This is a genomic window from Iamia sp. SCSIO 61187 (assembly GCF_019443745.1).
GTDB lineage: Bacteria > Actinomycetota > Acidimicrobiia > Acidimicrobiales > Iamiaceae > Iamia.
The window spans coordinates 4,857,252-4,876,222 of sequence record NZ_CP050948.1 but is presented as its reverse complement, the minus strand read 5'-3'; the positions used below and the strand labels follow the sequence as shown (position 1 = coordinate 4,876,222).

The window sequence follows — 18,971 nt, the reverse complement described above, 5'->3', positions numbered from 1 at the left end:
ATGTTCGCCCCCGGGTCCGCTAGTGGCGGAGCGACGAGGTCCGGTCACGGGTCCCGGCCGAGACGGCGAAGACCAGGACGGCGGCGGAGATGATGGCCACGACGGCCCCGAGGAAGTTGAGCTCCCACATGTCGCCGGTGCCGAGGGCGTTGGCCACGACCCCGCCGATGAGGGAGCCGACGCAGCCGAGGGCCAGGGTCATCAGGAGGCTGATGTGCTGGCGGCCGGGCACGATCAGACGGGCGAGGACGCCGACGATCAGACCGAAGACGATGAAACCGATGATGGCCATGGGAGGGGCTCCTGGTGTGACGAGTGGTACGGCTCTCCCTTCCGCCGGGTACCGGCCTCAACCACTTCGGCCCGCACCCGGGCCCGGCGCCCGCCAGTCGACCCACCGGCCGTGGGGGTGGCACACGGCGAGGACCTCGGCGCCCACCTGGTCACCGGCGGCGTAGGAGATGGCTCCGAGCACGCCGGGCGCGGTGCCCCCGTCGGGCGGGCCGAGGTCGACGGGACCGAGCGGGACAGCACCGCGACCCTCGGCGCTCACCCACGTCACGGGTCGGGTCCGCGAGGCCGCGGCCAGGCCGGCGGCGAACGCCGCCCGCTGGTCGGGCGTCAGGTAGCCCACCACCCAGGTGGTCAGCACGACGGCCGGGAGCTCGGGGGCGGTGGCGGCGAGGAGGCCGGGCAGGTCGGTGACCACGTCTCCGACCACGACCCGGGGCGGGTCGGCCGCGACCAGCTCGTGGGCGGCGGCGGTGCGGGCCAGCCGGCCGGTGTCGGGCCAGGTGCAGGCGAGCAGCCAGCGCCGCTCGTCGTCGTCGGTGAGGTCGACGGGGTCGAGGTCGAGACCGACCCGCTCGCGGGGCAGGGCGAGGGCGTCGGGGACGACCAGCGCGCCGCCCCGGTCCTCGCAGGTGACGTGCACGCTCGAGGTGGGGTCGCCGAGGGTGCCGGCCGGCCCGTAGTCCAGGTGGAACCGGTCGTAGCAGAGGTTGATGCCGGCGCTGGCGCCCCCCTCGACCAGAGCCCAGGCGTCCCAGGGCGCGGTGACGTGGGCGAGGGCCAGGGCGATCACCGCGCTGCGGCCCACCTCGTTGGTGTTGGTGAAGCGGGTGGCCATGCGGGCGAGGAGGGCCTCGCGGTGCGCGAGGCAGGTCGCCCGGAAGGCGGGGAAGGGGTCGCCCGGCGCGTCGCCTCCGTAGTGCGCGGCCAGGTCCGGGGCCGCGCCGAGCAGCACCAGCTCGTGGACCGCGGCCATGAGCACGTGGGGGAACTGGGCGTGGGGCGGGCCGGCGGCGACGGTGAGGCCGATCAGCTCGTGGTCGTCGGCGACCCGGGCCGCGATGGCGCGGTACAGGACCGAGTCGGTGTAGTCCTCGGTCGCGCACCACCGCCACAGGTCGGCGAGGGCGGGCAGGTCGGCAGCGGCGAGGTCCACGGCGCCACCCTCCCCCTGAACCACGAGATGGTCAACGTTGACCAGATCAATAGGCTGGCCGGGTGGCGACGGTCCCGGTCGAGAGGTGGCTCACGAGCCGCCAGGCGTGCGAGCGCCTCGGCGTGCGGCCCCAGACCCTCTACGCCTACGTCAGCCGGGGCCTGCTGACGTCGGTGCGCCAGGACGGCCGCAGCCGCTACGACCCCGACCAGGTCGCCGAGCTGGCCCGGCGCACCGCCCGCGGCCGACGGCCGGGGCGGTTCGAGGTCACCATCGACACCGAGATCACCCGGCTCGAGCCAGCCGGCCGCCTGTCCTACCGCGGCGTCCCCGTCGGCGACCTCGTCGGCCGGTGGAGCTACGAGCGCACTGCGGCGTGGCTGTGGAGCGGCGACGACCGGGGCGAGCCCGAGCGGGGCTGGGCGGCGGACCCCGACCGGCTGCGGGTCGCGGTCGCGGCCCAGGCCGGCCTCCCGGACGACGTCGCCCCCGGTGCCCGGCTGCGGGTCGCCGTGGCCGCCCTCGGGGCCGGGGCCGACGCCGGGTCCCGGTCGCCTGACGACGCCCGGACCCTCGTCGCCACCATGGTCGCCGCCCTGCCCGTCGTGGGCCCCCCGCCGAGCGGCCCCCGTCGGGGGTCGGTGGCGGCCCAGCTCTGGGCGCGGGTGAGCCCCCGGCGAGCGACGCCGGCCGCGGTGGGCCTGCTCGACGCCACCCTCGTCGCCTTCGCCGACCACGAGCTGGCCACCTCCACGCTGGCGGTGCGGGTGGCGACCTCCACCGGGGCCGGGCTCGAGGCGGCCCTCCTCGCCGGTCTGGCCACCTTGTCGGGGCCGCTCCACGGCGCCGCCGCCGAGCCGGTGCGGGCCCTGCTCGCCGACGCCCGCGAGCGGGGCGCGGCGGAGGCGGTCGAGGCGGCCACGACGGCGGGTGGGGTGCCCGGCGTCGGCCACGCCGTCTACGAGACCGTCGATCCCCGCACCGAGCCGCTCCTCGCCCTCCTGCCGGGCGTGGCCCCGCCCGCCCGCCGGGCCGCGGTGGCGGCCGTGGTGGCCGAGATGGAGCGACGGCGCCTCGCCCCGCGCAACGCCGACCTGGCCCTCGGCGCCGTCCTCGACGCCGGTGACATGGTCGCGGGGGCGGCGGAGGTGGTCTTCGCCGTGGCCCGCACGGCGGGGTGGATCGCCCACGCCCGCGAGGAGGCCCGCCACCGCCTCCGCTACCGGGCCCGCGCCGTCTACACCGGCCCCCGCTGAGGGTGCCCGGGGCTCGCCGTGCTCACCGCGGTGAGCAGAGCCACGGATGGTGCCAGGCACCTTCCGTGGCGCGGTGGTGAGCCCGCACGGTTGCGGGCTCACCGGGTGGTCGGCGTGTCAGGCGGCGAGGGCCCGTCGGTCGACGGGCTGGGATCGTCGCTTCCGGCCTCGGGGGTCGGTGACGATCACCGTCGCGTCGGGTTGGAGCTCGATGGTCCAGCCGGGGCGGTGGACGACGCCGTGGTGGTACCGGCACAGCAGAACCAGGTTGCGGAGGTTGGTGGGTCCTCGGTGGGCGATCCACTCGGCGATGTGGTGGCCGTCGGTGACGTGGGCGGGTCGGTCGCAGCCCGGGAACCGGCAACCGCGGTCTCTGATGCACAGCGCCTGGAACAACGGGGCCGGGATCGTCCGCGTGGAGCGGCCGTAGTCGAGGACGGTGCCATCGGCGCGTGTGATGACCCGGTGGATGTTCGCATCACAGGCCAGGCGGCGGGCGGTGTGGGCGGTGATGGGGGTGCCGTCGTCGAAGCACCCTTGTCCGCGGCCTGAGGTGAGCTCCTCGAAGCCGATGGTGATGTTGACGTGGGGGCGGTGCCGTCCGCCCTTGTGGTCGGACTGGTGGTCGAGGAAGTGGTTGAAGATCTCGGCCAGGCCGTCGTGACGGCGTTGGGTGGGGGTGCGCTCGTCGTCGTCGGAGCGGCGACCCATCACCAGCCGGAGGGCGGCTTGGGCGGCGTGGAAGGCCTCGGGTTCGAGGTTCGCGTCCAGCCGGCCCCCGGACAGGGTGGGTGAGAGGTGGGCGGAGCGGTCCGGGTCGGGTTCACCAGACGGCTCGTCGTCGAGGGTCTCCTTGGCCATCGCCGCCCAGGTCTTCATGGCGACAACGGCCCCGGTGACGTCGAGCTCGCCCAACACGCGGACGAGGTTGTCCTCGTCGTCTTGGAACAGCGGTGCGGTGCGGTCGTTCAGGTTCGCCACCACTGCGGCGACGTGCCCACCCGAGAGCGAACCGTCGAGCCACGCCGTCTGCAGGCTCGGGAGGTGGCCGAGGCGGCCGGCGGTCTTGGCCATCCGCTGGGCGTCGTGGGCGGTCGTCCGCCCCTTGACCCGCAGCCAGGTGGCCATCGTCGGGCAGCCCTCGGCGGTGTCGTGCTCGTTGGTGGCCTCGAAGGACCCCACCGCCTGGGAGATCTTGGCGTCGAGGCGATCACGCAGGAACAGGGCCTCTTCGAGGGCGTCGCCGTCGACCGGGATGTCCAGGTCATCGATGGTGGTGGCGAGCGCCTCGAACATGACACCCATGGTACCCGGCAGACGGGAATCGAACCCTGGAAACCCAAGAAATCGCCTGGTTTCCCGGTTCCTGAGCGCCCTTCACCGCCCTGCAGGTCGGTTGTGGTCGGTTGGACCGCAGACGACGACGAGACGCTCAGAACGCCACACGGCGGCCCACCGGAAACGGCGCCACGACCGAACCGGCGCCACCCCGTCCGACCGCTCGGCCCAACCCCACGGTGCCACTCCGCCAGCCCACAGCTCCACCGCCGGTGGCCGGCCATCGGTACGACCGACTGCAGAGTCGACGAACCGGATGGCCCGCACGGCCGCGCGCACACCGTGCCTCGAAGGCAATCCGTGCGCAGCCACGCGGGCGCGGTGTCGCCCGACCGTCCGACGGCCACCCATCCGCTCGACCTCCAGGCACCCAGCGTCGGCTCACCGGCTCTGGCGGGCGCCGGCGGCGAGCAGGCGCTGGGTGAGGCCCAGCGGCAGCTTCGCCAGGAGGTCGATGGCGAGGGCGTCCGGCCCGACCAGGGCCCGTCGCTTGTCGAGCTGCACGGCCCGGACGATGGTGCGGGCGGCCTTCTCGGGGCTGGTGATGAACAGCCTCTCGAGGTCCCGTCGGGCCTCGGCCGGGTCCTGGCCCAGCTCGTCGAGGCCCCCGCCGAGGCGGGCGTTGCGGGCGATGTTGGTCTTGATGCCGCCAGGGTGGACCGAGGTGGCCGAGACGCCGCGACGCTCGATGTCGAGCTCGACCCGCAGCGCCTCGGTGTAGCCCCGGACCGCGAACTTGGCCGCGTTGTAGGCCGACTGCGACGGGATCCCCATCAGCCCGAACACGCTGGAGATGTTGACGACGTGGCCCTCGCCCGCCGCCGCGAGGTGGGGGAGGAAGGCGGTGGTGCCGTGGACGACGCCCCAGAAGTTGATGCCCATCAGCCACGCCAGGTCCTCGTCGCTGGTGCCCTGCACGGTGGCGCCCAGGGCGACGCCGGCGTTGTTGACGATCAGGTTCACCCGCCCGTGGTCGGCGGCGACCTGCGTCGCCCACGCGTCGACGGCGGCCCGCTCGGCCACGTCGACCGACGCCGTCGTGACCTCGACGCCGGCCGGCGCCGCCCGTCGCGCCGTCTCGGCCAGACCGCCCTCGTCGACGTCGGACAGGGCGAGGTGGCACCCCCGCCGGGCCAGGTCGAGGGCCAGGGCCCGGCCGATCCCCGACGCCGCCCCGGTGATGGCCGCGACCCTGTCCCGGAAGTCCTTCACCGCCCCTTGTTACCACCGGTACGCGCCAGCGGGCGATCCGATCCCGCGACCCGACCGGCGTGGTCACCGCTCGCGACCCACTGCACCTCCGGGCCGTCCTCGTCGCCGGGACCACCCGGCCCGGCGCGCCAGGCGTGCGGCGGCGTCGTCGGCGGAGGTGCGAAGATCGGCCCATGAGCATCCCGGTCGCGCTCGAGGACCTCGCCGCGACGGTGGCGACCCGGACGGGGCAGCCCTACCTCGTGACCGTGCGGGAGCGGCGCCCGCACGTCGTGTCGGTGGCGCCCACGCCCGTCGACGGGACCCTCGTCGTCGGCGCCGGGCGCCGGACCTCGGCCAACGTGGCCGAGAACCCCGCGGTCACCCTGCTGTGGCCGGCCGACGCCGGCGACCCGAAGCACAGCCTCCTCGTCGACGGCACCGCCGCCGTGTCCGCCGACGGCGAGGCGCTGGTCGTCACGCCCTCGTCGGCGATCCTGCACCGCGTCCGGGCCCGGGCGGCCGCAGGCGGGTCCCCCACGGCGCCCCCCGGGTGAGCCCCGTCGACGACGTCCTGGCCGCCCTGCCCGGCGAGGACCACCTGGTGGCGTGGGTCGAGGAGGTGTGCGCCTTCGGCATCCGCCGACCCGGCAGCGCCGCCGGCCACGCCGTCGAGCGCTGGGTCGCCGACGAGATGCGGGCCGCCGGCCTCGACGTGCGCCTCAGCCGCCTCGACGTGCCCGCGTGGGACCACGGCGCCGCCCGCCTGGTCGCCTGGCCCGCGGGTCGGCCCGACGACACCGTCGTGCTCGACGGCTTCCCCCTGCCCTTCACCGCCGCCACCGCTGCCGCCGGCCTCGAGGCCGACGTGGTGCTCCTCCGGCGCGACGGTGACGAGGGTGGCGGCGAGGGCGGCACCGAGGCCGTGCGCGGGGCCATCGCCGTCGACGCCGTCGACCTCACCACCCTCCCGACGGCCTGGATGCAGGCCATCGCCACGCCGGCCCACGACCCCGGCCCGGTGCCCGACCACCTCCTGCCGTTCGGGCCCCGGCTGGGGCGCGAGGTCGACGACGCCATCGCCGGCGGTGCCGCCGGCTACGTCGGGGCGCTGGTCGGCATGCCCTGGCCGACCCGGCGGTACTACGTGCCCTACGACGCCGAGCACCGGGCCCTCCCCGCGGCCTGGGTCGACCGGGTCGACGGCGCGCGCCTGCTCGCCCTCCTCGCCGCCGGACCCGTCCGGGGCCGCCTCGAGGTCGACGGCCGGACCGGCGCCGGCCACACCCACAACGTCATCGGCACCCTGCCGGGAGCGTCCGACGAGTGGGTCGTCATCGGGTCCCACCACGACGCTCCGTGGGCCTCCGCGGTCGAGGACGGCACCGGCATCGCCCTGGTGCTGGCCCAGGCCCGGGCGTGGGCGTCGGTGCCCCCCGAGGCCCGCCCGCACAACCTGCTGTTCCTGCTCAACGGCGGCCACATGACCGGTGGTGCCGGCATCTGGAGCTTCCTGGAGCGCGAGCGGGCCCTGCTCGATCGGACGGTGCTGGCGGTGCACCTCGAGCACGCCGCCGCCGCCGTCGAGGTGGTCGACGGCGTCCCGGTCGCCACCGCGGACCCCGAGGCGGTCTGGTGGTTCACCTCCCGGGACCCGGCGCTCGAGGCGACCGTCGCCTCCGCCCTGGGCGACGAGCACGTCGAGCGGGCCTGGATCCTCCCGCCGGACGTCTTCGGGGAGTTCCCGCCGACCGACGGCGGCCCGCTCCACACCGCCGGCGTGCCCGTGGTCGACGTGCTGTCGGCCCCCGTCTACCTGTTCGACGAGGTGGACACCGTCGACAAGGTCCACCGCCCGAGCCTCACCCGCTTCGGGCGGGCGGCGGCGCGCATCGTCGCGGCCACGGCCGGGCGGACCGCCGCCGAGGCGCGCGCCGCGGTCGTGGTGCCCGACGGGCGGTGAGCGCCTGGCGCATCGACGCCGGCGTGGCCCGCGACCTGGCCGCCCTGGTCGGCTGGGAGCCCGACGCCGGCAGCGTCGCCCTGGTGGAGGGTCTGGCCGCCACGGTGCCGTCGGGGTCGACGGCGAAGCTCGAGGCCGTCGCCGCCGGGCGCACGCCGCCCGGCGCCGACCCCGAGGCCACCGCCCGGCGCGTCCTCGCCGACCGGGCCGCGGGCCGGCCCGAGGTGAGCTGGTCCTGCTGGGCCATGTCCACGCTCATGGCCGCCCTCGTCGAGACCCTCGGTGGTGGGCCCGCCGCCGTGGCCGCCATCCGCCGGGTCGACGCCGCCTCACCGCCCGTCGACGTCCACTCCCTCGTCGTCGTGGACGGGCTGCTGTGCGACCCCTACTTCTCGTCGGTGGTCCCGGCGGCCGGGCCCGAGGTCGAGCGGGTCCACCACGGCGTGTGGGCCCGGCGCACCGACGAGCCCGACGGGCGGTGGCGGTGCGCGGTGCGCAACGGGCGCTGGCCCATCGCCCTCGAGTACCGCCTGCTGGGCGTGCCGGTCGACCGAGGCGACGTGGCTGCCTTCTGCGCCATCTCGACGACCCACACCGGGGCCCCGGGCCGCCCCTACGCCCGGGTGTGGCGGAGCGCGGCCGGGATCGAGGCCTTCGTCCACGAGGCCGGGGGCGCGGCGGTGCGCGCATGGCGGTGGGCGCCCCCGGGTGGTGGCGGGGCGGGCACGACGGCCCAGGACGAGCACCCGGACTGGGCCGGTGCCGCCGCCGGCTTCGCCGCCCGCACCGGCATCCCCCTGGCCTGAGGCGACGCGGGGGCGACCGCACGTCGCCCCGCCGCCATCAGGTCAGCGGGGCGCCTCGACCAGGATGGTCAGGCGGCCGTCGCGGCGCAGCGAGGTGGCGGTGATGTTGCGCCCCTCGGACGGGAACGACATGCGCACGGTCGCGCCTCGCTCGGCGGTGAGGTCCCCCAGGGTGTGGGGCGAGAAGTCGTTGTTGCGCAGGACCAGCTCCTGGCCCGGCTGCAGGCGGATGATCGCCGGCACCACGTCCTCGACGTCGCCGCTGGCCAGACCCGACGCCGTGTCGGCGGCGACGGTGACCTCGTAGGGGTCGACCGTCGGAGCGTCGCTGCGATCGGCGACGACGACGATCAGGGCGGCCAGGGCCGCCCCCACCACCGCCATCAGCACCAGGGCCCGGACGACGGGGCCCCGCTCCGACCGGATCGGCGCCTCGTCGTGGTCGACGGTCGGGGTGTCCTCCTCCAGGGTGGCGGTCATCGTCCGCTCGCCTCGTCGTTCGAGGTGCCCACGCCGAGGTCGCTCTCACCGGGTGAGAGGTCGTAGCGCTCGCGGGCCTCGCTGGCGGAGCAGCCCTCGGCCCCCTCGTCTCCGGTGGCGGCGCCGAGGGCGCCGTCGAGGATCGGGTTCTCGCCGCTGAACACGCCCCACGGGCTCTCGCAGCCGGGGACGACCCAGGCGTGGCTCATCCAGCCGTCCATGCCGTTCGACTTCCGACCGCCGATGGCGGCGCACTCCTCCTCGGTGAGGGTGGAGTCGCCGATCACCCCGCCGGCGCCGATGCACAGCCCGAAGTGGCGGTGGTAGCTGTCGTTGTCACCCACGAAGCCCTGGGTCGGGGCGGCGTTGCCGTCCTGGCGGACGTAGTAGCTGAGACCGACGATGCGGGAGTCCTGCTCGGTCCCGTCGAACAGCAGCATCTCGGGCTCGGTCAGCTCGAAGGTCCCGTCGACGAGCCCGAAGTTCATGTAGTGGGCGGCGATGCCGGGCACGTAGGTCGTGACCCGGATCCAGCCGGCGGCCTCGGCGTCGGCGACGGTGGGGTACCGCTCGGTGACCTCGCGGGCCTCGGCCAGCTCCTCGGTCAGGCGGTCGCACTGGCTGCTGTCGACCATGGCGGTCCACGGGGTGGGCCCGGGGTGGCCCATGCTCGGCGGGGCGGGCTGGCCGTCGGCCGGCGGCTCGGAGTGGGAGCCGGGGTTGGCGGCGACCCAGCGGCGCCACTCGTCGTACTCCTCGTCGGTGGCCTCGCTCAGGGCGAGGATGAGGGCCGCCGCCGCTCCCTCGCCGCTCGACACGGTGGTCAGGCTGATGAGCTGGTCGAGCTTCTCCGAGCCCCGGCCGTCGAGGGGGCGGGGCCGGGTCACGTCGGCGATGGTGCTGGCGTCGGCCATGGTCATCGAGCCCCCGCCGTAGGTGTCGACGTTCATGGCGTAGGCCTCGTCCCAGTAGGCCTGGGGGTTGAACCCGAGGTCGCAGCGGGCCCGGTCGATCCGCAGCATGTCGGCGGCGTGGTCGCCGGCGGCGGGCGGGACCCCGGCCGAGGCGGTGGCGCCGTGGGCATGCCCGTGACCGTCCCCGCCGCCGGCGGCGGCCGCGGGGGCCGCGCCGGCTGCGGCGACCGTCTGGGTGTCGGCCGCCGGGGCGTCGGGGGTGACGACCACGGTGGCGGCGAGGGCGACGGCGCCGATGGCGATGGCCCCGGCGAGCGCCGGGGGGACCGTGACCCTCGGTGCGACCAGGAGGCCGGCGGCCAGGGTGAGGGCGGCGGCCTGGAGGGCGGCGCTGGTGACGTCGAGCGTGCCGGCGGCCTCGGCCACCCCGTCGTAGGGGTCGAACGGCAGGCCCGCTGTCCGGCTCCAGACCCACGCCACGGTGGCGAGGGCGTTGACGGCGATGGCCAGGCCGAGCAGGCCCCGCGTCGCCCGCCGCCCGACCAGGGCGGCGGCCACGGCCAGCTGGGCCACCCCGGCCACGGCGAAGCCGACCGGCACGACGACCTCCCCGCCGGCGTGCTCGGCGATCACCGAGAGGTGGATCAGGCCGGCCCCGGCGCTGGCCCCGGCCACGAGCCAGGACGCCCGCGAGATCCTCTCGGTGTGGTCCGACGTCGCTGTGGTCATCAGTGGCCCCTTCCGGCGGTGGCCGACCCTGGGGGACAGGGCCTGCTTGCACGGGTGCTGCAACAAGGTACCAGTGACGTCCGCCACGGCAAAGGGGGGCGGCGCAGGTCCGAGACCCTCCATTGCCTGGCGGTCTGGTAGAGATAGGGGGGTGACGGAGAGGGGCGGGGCCCACGCCGAGGCGGCCCGCATCGCCCACGTCACCGGGCGCGAGCTGCCGTCGGAGGACATCGTCGTCCCCGACCTCGACGTCGTCCGGTCCCGGCCCTGGCCCGTCCGAGTCGTCTTCCTCGTCGTCGGGCTGGCCCTGTTCGTCGCCGCCCTCAGCCTCATGCGACGGGGCGCCGAGGCGCTCGTCCCCTCGCTCGAGGGCTCGATCTTCACCGACAACGCCGTCAGCACGCTGGGGCTGGGGTGGTTCGGGGCCTGCATCGTGCTGTCGGGCTCGCCCGTGGCGGCGTCGTCGCTGACCCTCCTCGACGGTGGCGCCATCGACCGCACCGAGTCGTTCACCATGCTCACCGGGTCGCGCCTGGGCGCGGCGTTCGTGGTGCTCGTCGTGGGCGTCGTCTACGCCGTCCGGGCCAAGGGCCAGGGCAGCCGGCGGGCACCGGTCTCGATCGGGGTGCTGTCGCTGCTGATGACCGCCGTCGTCTACGTGCCCGGCGCCGTCCTCGGGTGGGTGCTGCTCGACCGGGGCACCTTCGACGGGCTCGACATCGGCACCTCGCCCGGCCTCACGTCGGCGACCGACGCGGCCTTCGGGTGGCTGGCCGACGCCATCGTCGAGGTGGCGCCGGGGTGGACCCTGTTCCCCGTCGGACTGGGTCTCCTGCTCCTCGGCTTCCAGGCCTTCGACCGGGTGCTGCCGGCGGTGGGCAGCGATCGGCTCGAGGAGCGCGACCGCGACGAGGGGTGGACCTCCCGCCTCTGGCCCATGTTCCTCGCCGGGTGCGCCGTCACCCTCCTGACGCTGTCGGTCTCGGTGTCGCTCACCCTGCTCGTCCCCCTGGTCGCCAAGGGCCACGTCCGCCGGGCCAACACGCTGCCGTACATCGCCGGGGCCAACATCACCACGCTCGTCGACACGCTGGTCGCCGCCATCCTCCTCGGGAACCAGGACGGGGTCCGGGTGGTCGTCGCCGTCACGTCGGTGGTCACGGTGTGGACGCTGCTCCTGCTCCTGACGGCCTACCCCCTCCTGCGCCGGATCCTGCTCGGGATCGCCCGCAGGGTGCTGGCCACGAACCGCCGTCTGGCCGGCTTCGCCGCCGTCCTGCTCCTGGTGCCCGCCGCTCTCATCGCTGTCTAGGCGTCCCTCCTCGCCCCCTCGGCCGGCGCGTCGCCGGCCATGCTGGAGCGATGAGCGGCCCCCTCGCCCCCGGTGACGTCAGCGCCGAGCCGGAGGCTCCCGTCGAGCCCCCGTGCATCGAGGTGACCGAGAGCCGCGACGCCGACGTGGGCGGGATGCTCGTGCGGCGGGCGCTGCCCCGCCGGGCCCGCCGCACCGTCGGGGCGTGGTGCTTCGTCGACCACATGGCCCCGGCGCCGGCCGACGGGCCCGGCATCGGACCGCACCCCCACATCGGCCTCCACACCGTGACCTGGCTCCTCGAGGGCGAGCTGGTGCACCGCGACAGCCTGGGCACCGAGCAGCCCATCCGCCCCGGCCAGCTCAACGTGATGACCGCCGGGGAGGGCATCGCCCACGCCGAGGAGACCGCGGTGCGCGGGGCGCGCCACCACGGCGTCCAGCTCTGGGTGGCCCAGCCCGAGGCGACCCGGCACGGCGCCCCCGCCTTCGCCCACCACGCCGAGCTGCCGCGCCTCGAGCTGGACGTGGGCACGGCGACGGTGCTGGTCGGGACGCTCGACGGCGCCACCTCGCCGGCCCGCACCGACACGCCGCTCGTGGGGGTCGACCTCGCCCTGCGCGGCGGAGGGACCAGCACCGTCCCGCTCGACCCCACCCACGAGCACGCCGTGGTGGTGCTCGACGGGGCGGTGGTGCTCGACGGCCGGCGCCTGACCCCGGGCCACCTGGGCTACCTGGGGCGCGGGCGCGACCAGCTGGCCATCGCCGCCGACGAGCCCACCCGCGCCCTGCTCGTCGGGGGTGAGCCCTTCGAGGCGACGCCCCTCATGTGGTGGAACTACGTGGCGCGCACGTGGGACGAGGTGCGCGCCGCCCACGACGCCTGGGAGTCCGGGTCCGACCGGTTCGGGACCGTCCCCTCCTCCCTCGACCGCATCCCCTCGGTCGCTCCCCTGCGGCGCTGACGGCGGCGCCGCCGGACCCTCAGAGGTCGGCGGTAGGGACGATGGCCCGCTCGGCGAAGGCGGCCAGGTCGTCGGTGGTGGAGCGGAGGAAGGCGAACGACGGCACGACCACGCGGTCGACGCCCTGGTCGGCCAGCTCCTGCACCGCCCCGACGGGATCCTCGCCGAGGATGCCGGCGCTCCCGGCGGTGATCTCGATGGCCTCGGGGTCGCGCCCGGCGTCGGCCGCGGTCTGGCGGACGATGTCGATCAGCGTCGGGAGGTCGCCCTTGCCCGGGAAGTACCCGTCGCCCAGGCGCCCGGCCCGGCGGGCCGACGTCTCGGTGTGGCCGCCGACGTGGATCGGCACCCGCCCGCGCGGGGGCTTGGGGTTGACGCTGGCCCCCCGGAACGACACCGTCTCGCCCTCGTAGCTGGCGTGGTCGCCGTCCCACAGGGCCCGCATGGCCCCCACGTACTCGTCGGTGCGCCTGCCCCGCCCGGCGAAGGGGACGCCGAGGGCGTCGAACTCCTCCTCGAGCCACCCCACGCCGATGCCCAGCTCGACCCGGCCGCCGGCCAGGGCGTCCAGCGTGGCCACCTCCTTGGCCAGCACCAGCGGGTTGCGCTGCGGGAGGATGAGGATCCCGGTGCCGAGGTGGATCCGCTCGGTCACCGCCGCCACCCACGTGAGCCAGATCAGCGGGTCGGGCAGGTCCGTCTCCGGGGCCATGACCATCTTGCCACTGCGGTCGTAGGGGTACTCGCTCTCGTACGCGTCCGGGTAGATGACGTGCTCGACGGTCCACAGCGACTCGAAGCCGACGGCCTCGGCCCCCTGGGCCAGCTCCACCAACCCCTCGCGGCCGGTGAACTGCATGGTGTTGGCGAAGATGATCCCGAACTTCATGGGCCGGGACGCTAACGGCCGGCGGCGTCGGGGGTCGCCCTACCCTGGGCCCATGCCCATCGGCCCCGTCGCCCGGCAGACCGTGGCCGACCAGGTCTTCGACCAGCTGCTCCGGGCCATCCTCACCGGCGAGGACGCTCCCGGCACCCAGCTGCCGCCGGAGCGGGAGCTCGCCGTCCAGGCCGGTGTCAACCGCCAGGCCGTGCGCGAGGCGCTCCAGCGGCTGCGCCAGATGGGACTGGTCGAGATCGTCCACGGCGGGGGCATCACCGTCCGCGACTGGCGCACGTCAGCCGGCCTGGCCCTGCTGCCCATGTTGGTCGTGGTCCACGACACGGCCGTCGACCCCGTCGTCTCCCGCTCGATCATGGAGCTGCGCGCCGTGATCGGCGCCGACGCCGCCCGCCTGTGCGCCCGCCGGGCGCCGGGGGGGACGGCCGCCGTGCTCGGGGCGATCGTCGACGAGATGGACGCCCTCGACGGGGACTGGTCGCGGTGGGGGCTGCTGGGCTACTCGTACTGGGACGCCGTCGTCGGCGGGGCCGACAACGTGGCCTACCTGCTCGCCTACAACACCCTGCGCGAGGTGGCCGTGGCCCTGGCCCTGGCCGAGCGGATGCCGCCCGGCCTGCTGACCACCGAGTGGAGGCAGACCGACCTCTACCGGGAGCTGGCCGCAGCCATCGGCGCCGGGGATGCCGAGACCGCCGGGAGGATCGCCGGCCGGCTGCTCGGCGCCGGGGTCGCCGCCGTCGACGAGTGGCTGCACACCCTGCCCGGCGAGCGCAACGGCTCGTCGCCCGCCTAGCCCCGCGTCCTCCTCCCTCGACGAACTCGGTGGCAGATGTGGGATGGACACCCGACATCTGCCACCGAGTTCGAGGGGAGCAGGCGGTCAGGCGGCGAGGGCGGCGGCGGCCGAGCCCATGAGGTCGCGGAAGTTGTCGCAGTAGAAGGCCCGGCGCACCTCCTCGGAGGCATCGCCCAGGCTGGCCTCGAAGCGCTCGATGGGCCGCCGCCCGCCCTCGACGTGCGGGTAGTCCGACGAGAACAGGCACACCTCGGGCCCGGCCTGGGCGACGATCCAGCCCACGTCCTCGGTGGGGTACGGCGTGAACCGGACCTGCCGGCGGACGTACTCCGAGGGGCGGAGGGCGAGGGCCTGGAGCCGGTCCTCGTGGCGGTGGAAGGCCTCGAAGGCCGACTCCATCTGCCGCATCCACGACGGCACCCAGATGGCGCCCTGCTCGATGACACCGATGCGGAGGGCGGGGAACCGGTCGAGCACGCCGTCGAAGATCATGGTGGCGAGGGTCTGGGCCGGCGGGCCGGGGATGCCCATGTAGTCGACCGAGCGGAAGTTCTCCTCGCCCCCGTGGAAGTCGGGCGGGACGGGAAGGCCGTTGCGGAAGTAGGCCGGGTCGATCAGGTCGCCGGTGCCACCGACGTGGAACACGATCGGGATGCCGGCCTCGCTGGCGCGGGCCCACACCGGGTCGAGGCCGCGGTGGCTGGGGGAGTGGCCCGGCGGGCAGCCGGAGGCGACCAGCAGCGCCGCCGCCCCCATCTCGATGGCCTCGTCGGCCATGGCCGGGGCCCGGTCGAGGTCGACCAGCGGGACGTAGCACGACGGCAGGAGCCGCTCGTCGACGGCGCAGAACTCGACCATGCCCCGGTTGTGGGCCCGGGCCGCGCCGTACGCCAGGTCCACGTCGCCGCCGTGCTCCCAGTCGTGGAGCCTCCGGTTGTGGAACGTGTTGAACACGAGCTGGCTGGAGAACCCCAGCAGGTCGAGGGCCCGGGGCCGGTCCTCGGCCAGGAACGCCCCCGTGGCGGCGAAGTTCTTGCGCCGCATGACCTCGGCCTCCTCGTCGGCCCGGTAGGCGTCGGACCGGTGCCGCTCGGCGAGCCGGTCGAAGGCGGCGACGAGGTCGCGCTGCTGCTCGTCGACGTCGCCGGTCTGGCGCAGCTCGTTGCCGCCGGGGTAGCGGAGCGGTTCGATGCGGTCGCGCACCCCGGGGTCGGCGTGGTCCCGCAGCCAGGTGGGCGTCTCCATGATGTGGGCGTCGGCGTCGTGCACCACCCGCCCGCTGCTGTAGGGCATGCCCCGATCGTCGCGCGTCGTGTGACCTCGGGCACGACCGCGCCCCCGCCCGGCGGCGCGGCGGCGCCACGGATGGTGCCTGGCACCATCCGTGGCTCAGCCGGACGCGGACGCGGCGAGGTCGTGGGGACCGTCGGCGGGGTAGGCGCCGGCGGCGCGGAGGGCGGCGCCCCACGGGCGGAGGAGGCCGAGCAGCTCGTCGAGGTCGCCGCCCAGGGCGTCGATGGCCGGCTGGAGCTGGGCGTCGGTGCGGGCCTCGACGTCCTCTCGCAGGGTGCGCCCGGCGTCGGTCAGCGCGCCGTCGGCGACGAGGCCCCGGTCGACCAGGCGGGCCTCGGCCGCGTCGAGCTGGTCGTCGGTCCAGGCCCGGGTGCGGATGTAGGTGCGCATCGGCAGCCCCCAGTACAGCTCGGTCAGCAACCCGATCTCGGTGGCGTCGAGCCCGGCCGAGATCCACGCCGCGATGTGGCTGTCGCCGCGGAACTCTCGCAGCAGGTCGCCCCGCCGCCACATGGCGGCCAGCGGGTCGTCGGGTACGTCGAGGGACAGCAGCCCGGAGAAGAGGGCCCGCCCTTCGGGCCGCAGCGGCGCGACGGCCCGGGCCAGGAGCTCGTCGGCCCGGGCCAGACCGTCCGGCGCGTCGCCGAGCACCCGGCGCAGCTGTCCGACGGCGCCCTCGGTGCGGGCGGCGCAGATCGTCGCCGCATCGGTGAGGGACCAGCCCCGGTCAACGGCGGGCACCACGACCTCGGGGTTGAACACCCCGAAGGCGGCCGCCACCAGCTCGCCGGGCACCTGGCCCAGCACGCTCCCCCGGCTGGTGAAGTAGGCGGGCCCGTCGGGGAGGGCGACGGGAGGCTCGCCCATGGCCCCCGGGCTGGGCCGGAAGCCGAGCCCGGCGTAGAGGGCGTGGGCCTCGGGCGAGAAGTACACCTGGCCGGTGATGGGCTCGAGGGCGGCGCCGAGGGCGCGAGCGGGGGGCGTCGTCATGGCGCGCAACCTAGGGCTCGGTCGCCCCGTGCGTGGGCGGCCCCGGGGAGGGCACGAGGTGCTGGCACCTCGTGCCCCCGTGTTCGCCGGGTGCGGGGGTCAGGCCGCCTCCGCCAGGGCGTGCTGGATGGCGTCGAGCACCGACTGGTCGGGCTGCGGCGCCACCGTGGCCCACGGCGCCGAGCGGGTGGCGGCGATGGCGTCGCCGACGTAGCCCCGGTCGATCACCGGGGTGTGGCAGCCGGCGATCACCGTGGGGGCGAGCGCCTCGATGCGGTCGACGGCCCGCTGGAAGCGGGCGGGGTCGACGAGCTCCAGCCAGGGGCTGACGTACTGGGCGAAGGTGTGGATGCCCTCCAGCCACGGCACCAGCTCGAGGTCGGCGACCCGGTGCACCGGCGTGGCCATGGGGGAGGCGAAGGCGTCGGAGGCCCAGTAGACCTCCGTGGTCGGGTCGAACAGGCCCCGGGTGGTCGGCGAGTCGAAGATCGGCGGCCGGACCAGGTGGAGGGTCCGGTCCCCGACGTCGAGGGCGTCGCCGTCGCGCAGCCACCGCCACCGCGACGGAGCCACGTCGAGGCTGGCGCCCATGCGCTCCTGCATGAACCAGTCGATGACCAGGGTCGCGTTGGGGGCGGCCGCCATCAGGGCGTTGACGTTGCCGGTGTGGTCGACGTCGTCGTGGCTGATGAACACCCAGCGGACGTCCTCGGGCTCGACGAGCGAGAAGACGTCGTCCAGGTACTGCTCGCGGTTCTCCATCATCCCGGTGTCGACGACGACCGGCTCGGCCGCCCGGATCACCATGGTGTTGAGGGCGACCGAGACCGGGTCGGTCCCCTCGCCGTGGTGGTCGTGGATCAGAAACGTCTCGGGCGCGATCCGGGTCGGCGCCAGACGGGTCTTGGTGTGGGGTGTGGTGTCCATGGGCGCCATCGTCCGGACGCGCCTTCGGGCCGCCTGTGCACGGCCGCCCCGAAGGTCCTCCAAAGGTTCTCCGAAGGAGGGAAGATGGGGCCATGGAGGTGGAAGGGAGGTCACCGGTCCGCTTCGCCCGCGTCGACGGGGCGGCGATCGCCTACCAGACGTGGGGCACCGGACCGGCCCGGGTGGTGGTCGTGCCGCCGCTGGCCCAGAACATCGAGCTCACCTGGGAGCGGCCGGAGTACCGGGCCCTCTTCGCCCGGCTCGGCGCCTTCGCCCACGTCGTGCACTTCGACAAGCGGGGCACGGGCGCGTCGGACCGCACCGACCGCATGCCGACCGTCGACCAGCGGGTGGAGGACCTGGTCGCCGTCATGGACGCAGCCGGCGTCGAGCGGGCCCACGTGCTGGGGATCTCCGAGGGCGGACCGGTCGCCATCGCCCTCGCCGCCACCTACGCCGAGCGGGTCGAGACGCTGGCGCTGCTGGGGTCGGGCGCCCGCACCGTCGCCGACGAGAGCGACGAGGAGCGCGACGAGCGCCAGGCCCGGGTGGGCATCTTCCACCGCCTCTGGGGCACCGACGACTCCGTCACCGTCGACGTGTTCGCCCCGAGCCTCGCCGGCGACGCCGGGTACCGGGCGTGGAACTCCCGGTACGAGCGCCAGTCGGCCACGCCCGCGGCGCTGCGCGAGCTGCTCGACATGATCGAGGCCCTCGACGTCCGGCCCCTCCTCGCCTCGGTCTCGTGCCCCACCCTCCTCCTGCACCGGCGCGACGATGGCGTGGTGCCCATCGCCCGGGCGCGGGAGGCGGCGGCGATGCTGCCGTCGGCGCGCCTGGTGGAGCTCGACGGTCGGGACCACTTCGCCCACGTCGACATCGACGCCTGGGTCGACCACTACGAGCGCTTCGTCGCCGGCACCGTGACCAGGCCCCGGGCCCGCCCCGGAGGGCGCGAGGTCCGGATCGAGACGATGGGCGGGTTCGCCGTCGTGGTCGACGGCGAGCCCGTGGCCGCCGGGGCGTGGGGCTCCCGCCAGGCTCGCCTGGTGTGCAAGAGGCTCGCCCTGGCCGTCGACCGGCCCGTGCCCCGCGACGAGCTGGCCGACATGCTGTGGCCCGACGAGACCGACGAGACCCGCCGCAGCGCCCGGCTGTCGGTCGTGCTGTCCGGCATCCGGCGGGTGCTCGGCGGGGGCCTGGTCGCCGATCGCGATGCGGTGCGGCTCGACCTCGACGCCGTGGAGCTCGACCTCGTCGCCCTGGGCGAGGCCATCGCCGCCGGGGACGACGAGGCCACCGTCGCCCGCCACGCCGGGCCGGTCCTGCCCGAGGAGGCGTACGAGGACTGGGCCATCGCCGCCCGGCACCGGATCGGGGCGGCGGTCGGCAGCGCCCGCCGTCGGCTGGCCGGTGCGGCGCTGGCCGAGGAGCGCTGGCCCGACGTGGTCGCCCACGCCCACGCCCTGCTCGACCTGGACGGGTTCGACGAGCGGGCCCACGAGATGCTGGTGCGGGCGCTGGTGGCCGACGGGCGTCGGGGCGAGGCCCGGGCGGCGGCGGCCCGCTACGAGGACTGCATGGCGGAGCTGGGCGTCCGGGCGCGGGACCTGCTGGCCGCCGACACCTCGTCTCCGATGTGACGGTTCGATGACGG

18 protein-coding genes are annotated in these 18,971 nt (G+C 75.4%); 8 read left to right on the top strand and 10 right to left on the bottom strand.

Annotation, left to right across the window (positions count from 1 at the left end; translation table 11 throughout):
• Positions 1-19 precede the first annotated feature (19 nt).
• Both HC251_RS23500 and HC251_RS23495 read right to left on the bottom strand, forming a co-directional pair.
• Positions 20-292 (bottom strand): GlsB/YeaQ/YmgE family stress response membrane protein, encoded by a 273-nt coding sequence (locus HC251_RS23500; RefSeq protein ID WP_219943049.1) that lies wholly within the window; start codon positions 290-292, stop codon positions 20-22.
• A gap of 57 nt (positions 293-349) precedes the next feature.
• Complete coding sequence (locus HC251_RS23495; RefSeq protein ID WP_219943048.1) at positions 350-1,447, bottom strand: DUF2332 domain-containing protein; 1,098 nt, start codon at positions 1,445-1,447, stop codon at positions 350-352.
• Positions 1,448-1,509: 62 nt separating this feature from the next.
• Here HC251_RS23495 and HC251_RS23490 point away from each other — a divergent pair, with 62 nt between their 5' ends.
• Positions 1,510-2,703: a citrate/2-methylcitrate synthase gene (locus HC251_RS23490; protein WP_219943047.1), complete on the top strand. Its 1,194-nt coding sequence runs from the start codon at positions 1,510-1,512 to the stop codon at positions 2,701-2,703.
• A 117-nt stretch (positions 2,704-2,820) separates the two neighbouring features.
• Here the strand turns inward: HC251_RS23490 and HC251_RS23485 are convergent, their stop codons facing one another.
• Positions 2,821-3,999 (bottom strand): HNH endonuclease signature motif containing protein, encoded by a 1,179-nt coding sequence (locus HC251_RS23485; protein ID WP_219943046.1) that lies wholly within the window; start codon positions 3,997-3,999, stop codon positions 2,821-2,823.
• Between the two features lie 423 nt (positions 4,000-4,422).
• Complete coding sequence (locus HC251_RS23480) at positions 4,423-5,253, bottom strand: SDR family oxidoreductase (protein WP_219943045.1); 831 nt, start codon at positions 5,251-5,253, stop codon at positions 4,423-4,425.
• A 173-nt stretch (positions 5,254-5,426) separates the two neighbouring features.
• Between HC251_RS23480 and HC251_RS23475 the strand changes: the two genes are divergently transcribed.
• From HC251_RS23475 to HC251_RS23465, 3 genes are read left to right on the top strand one after another with little or no spacing between them, the layout of a single operon-like run.
• Positions 5,427-5,789, top strand: a complete 363-nt coding sequence (locus HC251_RS23475) for a pyridoxamine 5'-phosphate oxidase family protein (protein ID WP_219943044.1) — start codon at positions 5,427-5,429, stop codon at positions 5,787-5,789.
• Positions 5,786-7,195: a M28 family peptidase gene (locus HC251_RS23470; RefSeq protein ID WP_219943043.1), complete on the top strand. Its 1,410-nt coding sequence runs from the start codon at positions 5,786-5,788 to the stop codon at positions 7,193-7,195. Before HC251_RS23475 ends, HC251_RS23470 begins: the two co-directional genes overlap by 4 nt.
• Complete coding sequence (locus HC251_RS23465) at positions 7,192-8,001, top strand: hypothetical protein (RefSeq protein ID WP_219943042.1); 810 nt, start codon at positions 7,192-7,194, stop codon at positions 7,999-8,001. The genes HC251_RS23470 and HC251_RS23465 overlap by 4 nt, the downstream gene beginning before the upstream one ends.
• Positions 8,002-8,043: 42 nt before the next feature.
• Here the strand turns inward: HC251_RS23465 and HC251_RS23460 are convergent, their stop codons facing one another.
• Both HC251_RS23460 and HC251_RS23455 read right to left on the bottom strand, forming a co-directional pair.
• A complete protein-coding gene (locus HC251_RS23460; RefSeq protein WP_219943041.1) occupies positions 8,044-8,481 on the bottom strand; it encodes a hypothetical protein in 438 nt (145 codons plus the stop codon).
• A complete protein-coding gene (locus HC251_RS23455; protein ID WP_219943040.1) occupies positions 8,478-10,124 on the bottom strand; it encodes a hypothetical protein in 1,647 nt (548 codons plus the stop codon). Before HC251_RS23455 ends, HC251_RS23460 begins: the two co-directional genes overlap by 4 nt.
• Before the next feature lie 151 nt (positions 10,125-10,275).
• Between HC251_RS23455 and HC251_RS23450 the strand changes: the two genes are divergently transcribed.
• Positions 10,276-11,436, top strand: a complete 1,161-nt coding sequence (locus HC251_RS23450; protein ID WP_219943039.1) for a hypothetical protein — start codon at positions 10,276-10,278, stop codon at positions 11,434-11,436.
• A gap of 50 nt (positions 11,437-11,486) precedes the next feature.
• Positions 11,487-12,404, top strand: coding sequence for a pirin family protein (locus tag HC251_RS23445; protein WP_219943038.1), 918 nt, complete (start codon positions 11,487-11,489; stop codon positions 12,402-12,404).
• 19 nt (positions 12,405-12,423) lie between these two features.
• Here the strand turns inward: HC251_RS23445 and HC251_RS23440 are convergent, their stop codons facing one another.
• Complete coding sequence (locus HC251_RS23440; protein ID WP_219943037.1) at positions 12,424-13,293, bottom strand: LLM class F420-dependent oxidoreductase; 870 nt, start codon at positions 13,291-13,293, stop codon at positions 12,424-12,426.
• Between the two features lie 52 nt (positions 13,294-13,345).
• Here HC251_RS23440 and HC251_RS23435 point away from each other — a divergent pair, with 52 nt between their 5' ends.
• Complete coding sequence (locus HC251_RS23435; protein ID WP_219943036.1) at positions 13,346-14,101, top strand: FadR/GntR family transcriptional regulator; 756 nt, start codon at positions 13,346-13,348, stop codon at positions 14,099-14,101.
• A gap of 87 nt (positions 14,102-14,188) precedes the next feature.
• Here HC251_RS23435 and HC251_RS23430 read toward each other — a convergent pair whose 3' ends face one another.
• The 3 genes from HC251_RS23430 to HC251_RS23420 all read right to left on the bottom strand — a co-directional run bounded on the left by HC251_RS23430 (position 14,189) and on the right by HC251_RS23420 (position 17,314).
• Positions 14,189-15,397, bottom strand: a complete 1,209-nt coding sequence (locus HC251_RS23430; protein ID WP_219943035.1) for an amidohydrolase family protein — start codon at positions 15,395-15,397, stop codon at positions 14,189-14,191.
• A 96-nt stretch (positions 15,398-15,493) separates the two neighbouring features.
• Complete coding sequence (locus HC251_RS23425) at positions 15,494-16,387, bottom strand: hypothetical protein (protein WP_219943034.1); 894 nt, start codon at positions 16,385-16,387, stop codon at positions 15,494-15,496.
• A 99-nt stretch (positions 16,388-16,486) separates the two neighbouring features.
• Positions 16,487-17,314 carry an MBL fold metallo-hydrolase gene (locus HC251_RS23420; protein WP_219943033.1) on the bottom strand — a complete coding sequence of 276 codons (828 nt, stop codon included), beginning with the start codon at positions 17,312-17,314 and terminating at the stop codon, positions 16,487-16,489.
• 92 nt (positions 17,315-17,406) lie between these two features.
• Here HC251_RS23420 and HC251_RS23415 point away from each other — a divergent pair, with 92 nt between their 5' ends.
• The gene (locus HC251_RS23415; RefSeq protein WP_219943032.1) at positions 17,407-18,957 is read left to right on the top strand and encodes an alpha/beta hydrolase; all 1,551 of its coding nucleotides are present in this window, start codon (positions 17,407-17,409) and stop codon (positions 18,955-18,957) included.
• The last annotated feature ends 14 nt before the right edge of the window (positions 18,958-18,971 follow it).

Coding starts and splice junctions, on each gene's coding strand:
- HC251_RS23420 (WP_219943033.1), bottom strand. CDS start 17,314: ATGGACACCACACCCCACACCAAGACCCGTCTGGCGCCGACCCGGATC.
- HC251_RS23435 (WP_219943036.1), top strand. CDS start 13,346: ATGCCCATCGGCCCCGTCGCCCGGCAGACCGTGGCCGACCAGGTCTTC.
- HC251_RS23485 (WP_219943046.1), bottom strand. CDS start 3,999: ATGTTCGAGGCGCTCGCCACCACCATCGATGACCTGGACATCCCGGTC.
- HC251_RS23430 (WP_219943035.1), bottom strand. CDS start 15,397: ATGCCCTACAGCAGCGGGCGGGTGGTGCACGACGCCGACGCCCACATC.
- HC251_RS23455 (WP_219943040.1), bottom strand. CDS start 10,124: ATGACCACAGCGACGTCGGACCACACCGAGAGGATCTCGCGGGCGTCC.
- HC251_RS23415 (WP_219943032.1), top strand. CDS start 17,407: ATGGAGGTGGAAGGGAGGTCACCGGTCCGCTTCGCCCGCGTCGACGGG.
- HC251_RS23440 (WP_219943037.1), bottom strand. CDS start 13,293: ATGAAGTTCGGGATCATCTTCGCCAACACCATGCAGTTCACCGGCCGC.
- HC251_RS23425 (WP_219943034.1), bottom strand. CDS start 16,387: ATGACGACGCCCCCCGCTCGCGCCCTCGGCGCCGCCCTCGAGCCCATC.
- HC251_RS23445 (WP_219943038.1), top strand. CDS start 11,487: ATGAGCGGCCCCCTCGCCCCCGGTGACGTCAGCGCCGAGCCGGAGGCT.
- HC251_RS23460 (WP_219943041.1), bottom strand. CDS start 8,481: ATGACCGCCACCCTGGAGGAGGACACCCCGACCGTCGACCACGACGAG.
- HC251_RS23500 (WP_219943049.1), bottom strand. CDS start 292: ATGGCCATCATCGGTTTCATCGTCTTCGGTCTGATCGTCGGCGTCCTC.
- HC251_RS23475 (WP_219943044.1), top strand. CDS start 5,427: ATGAGCATCCCGGTCGCGCTCGAGGACCTCGCCGCGACGGTGGCGACC.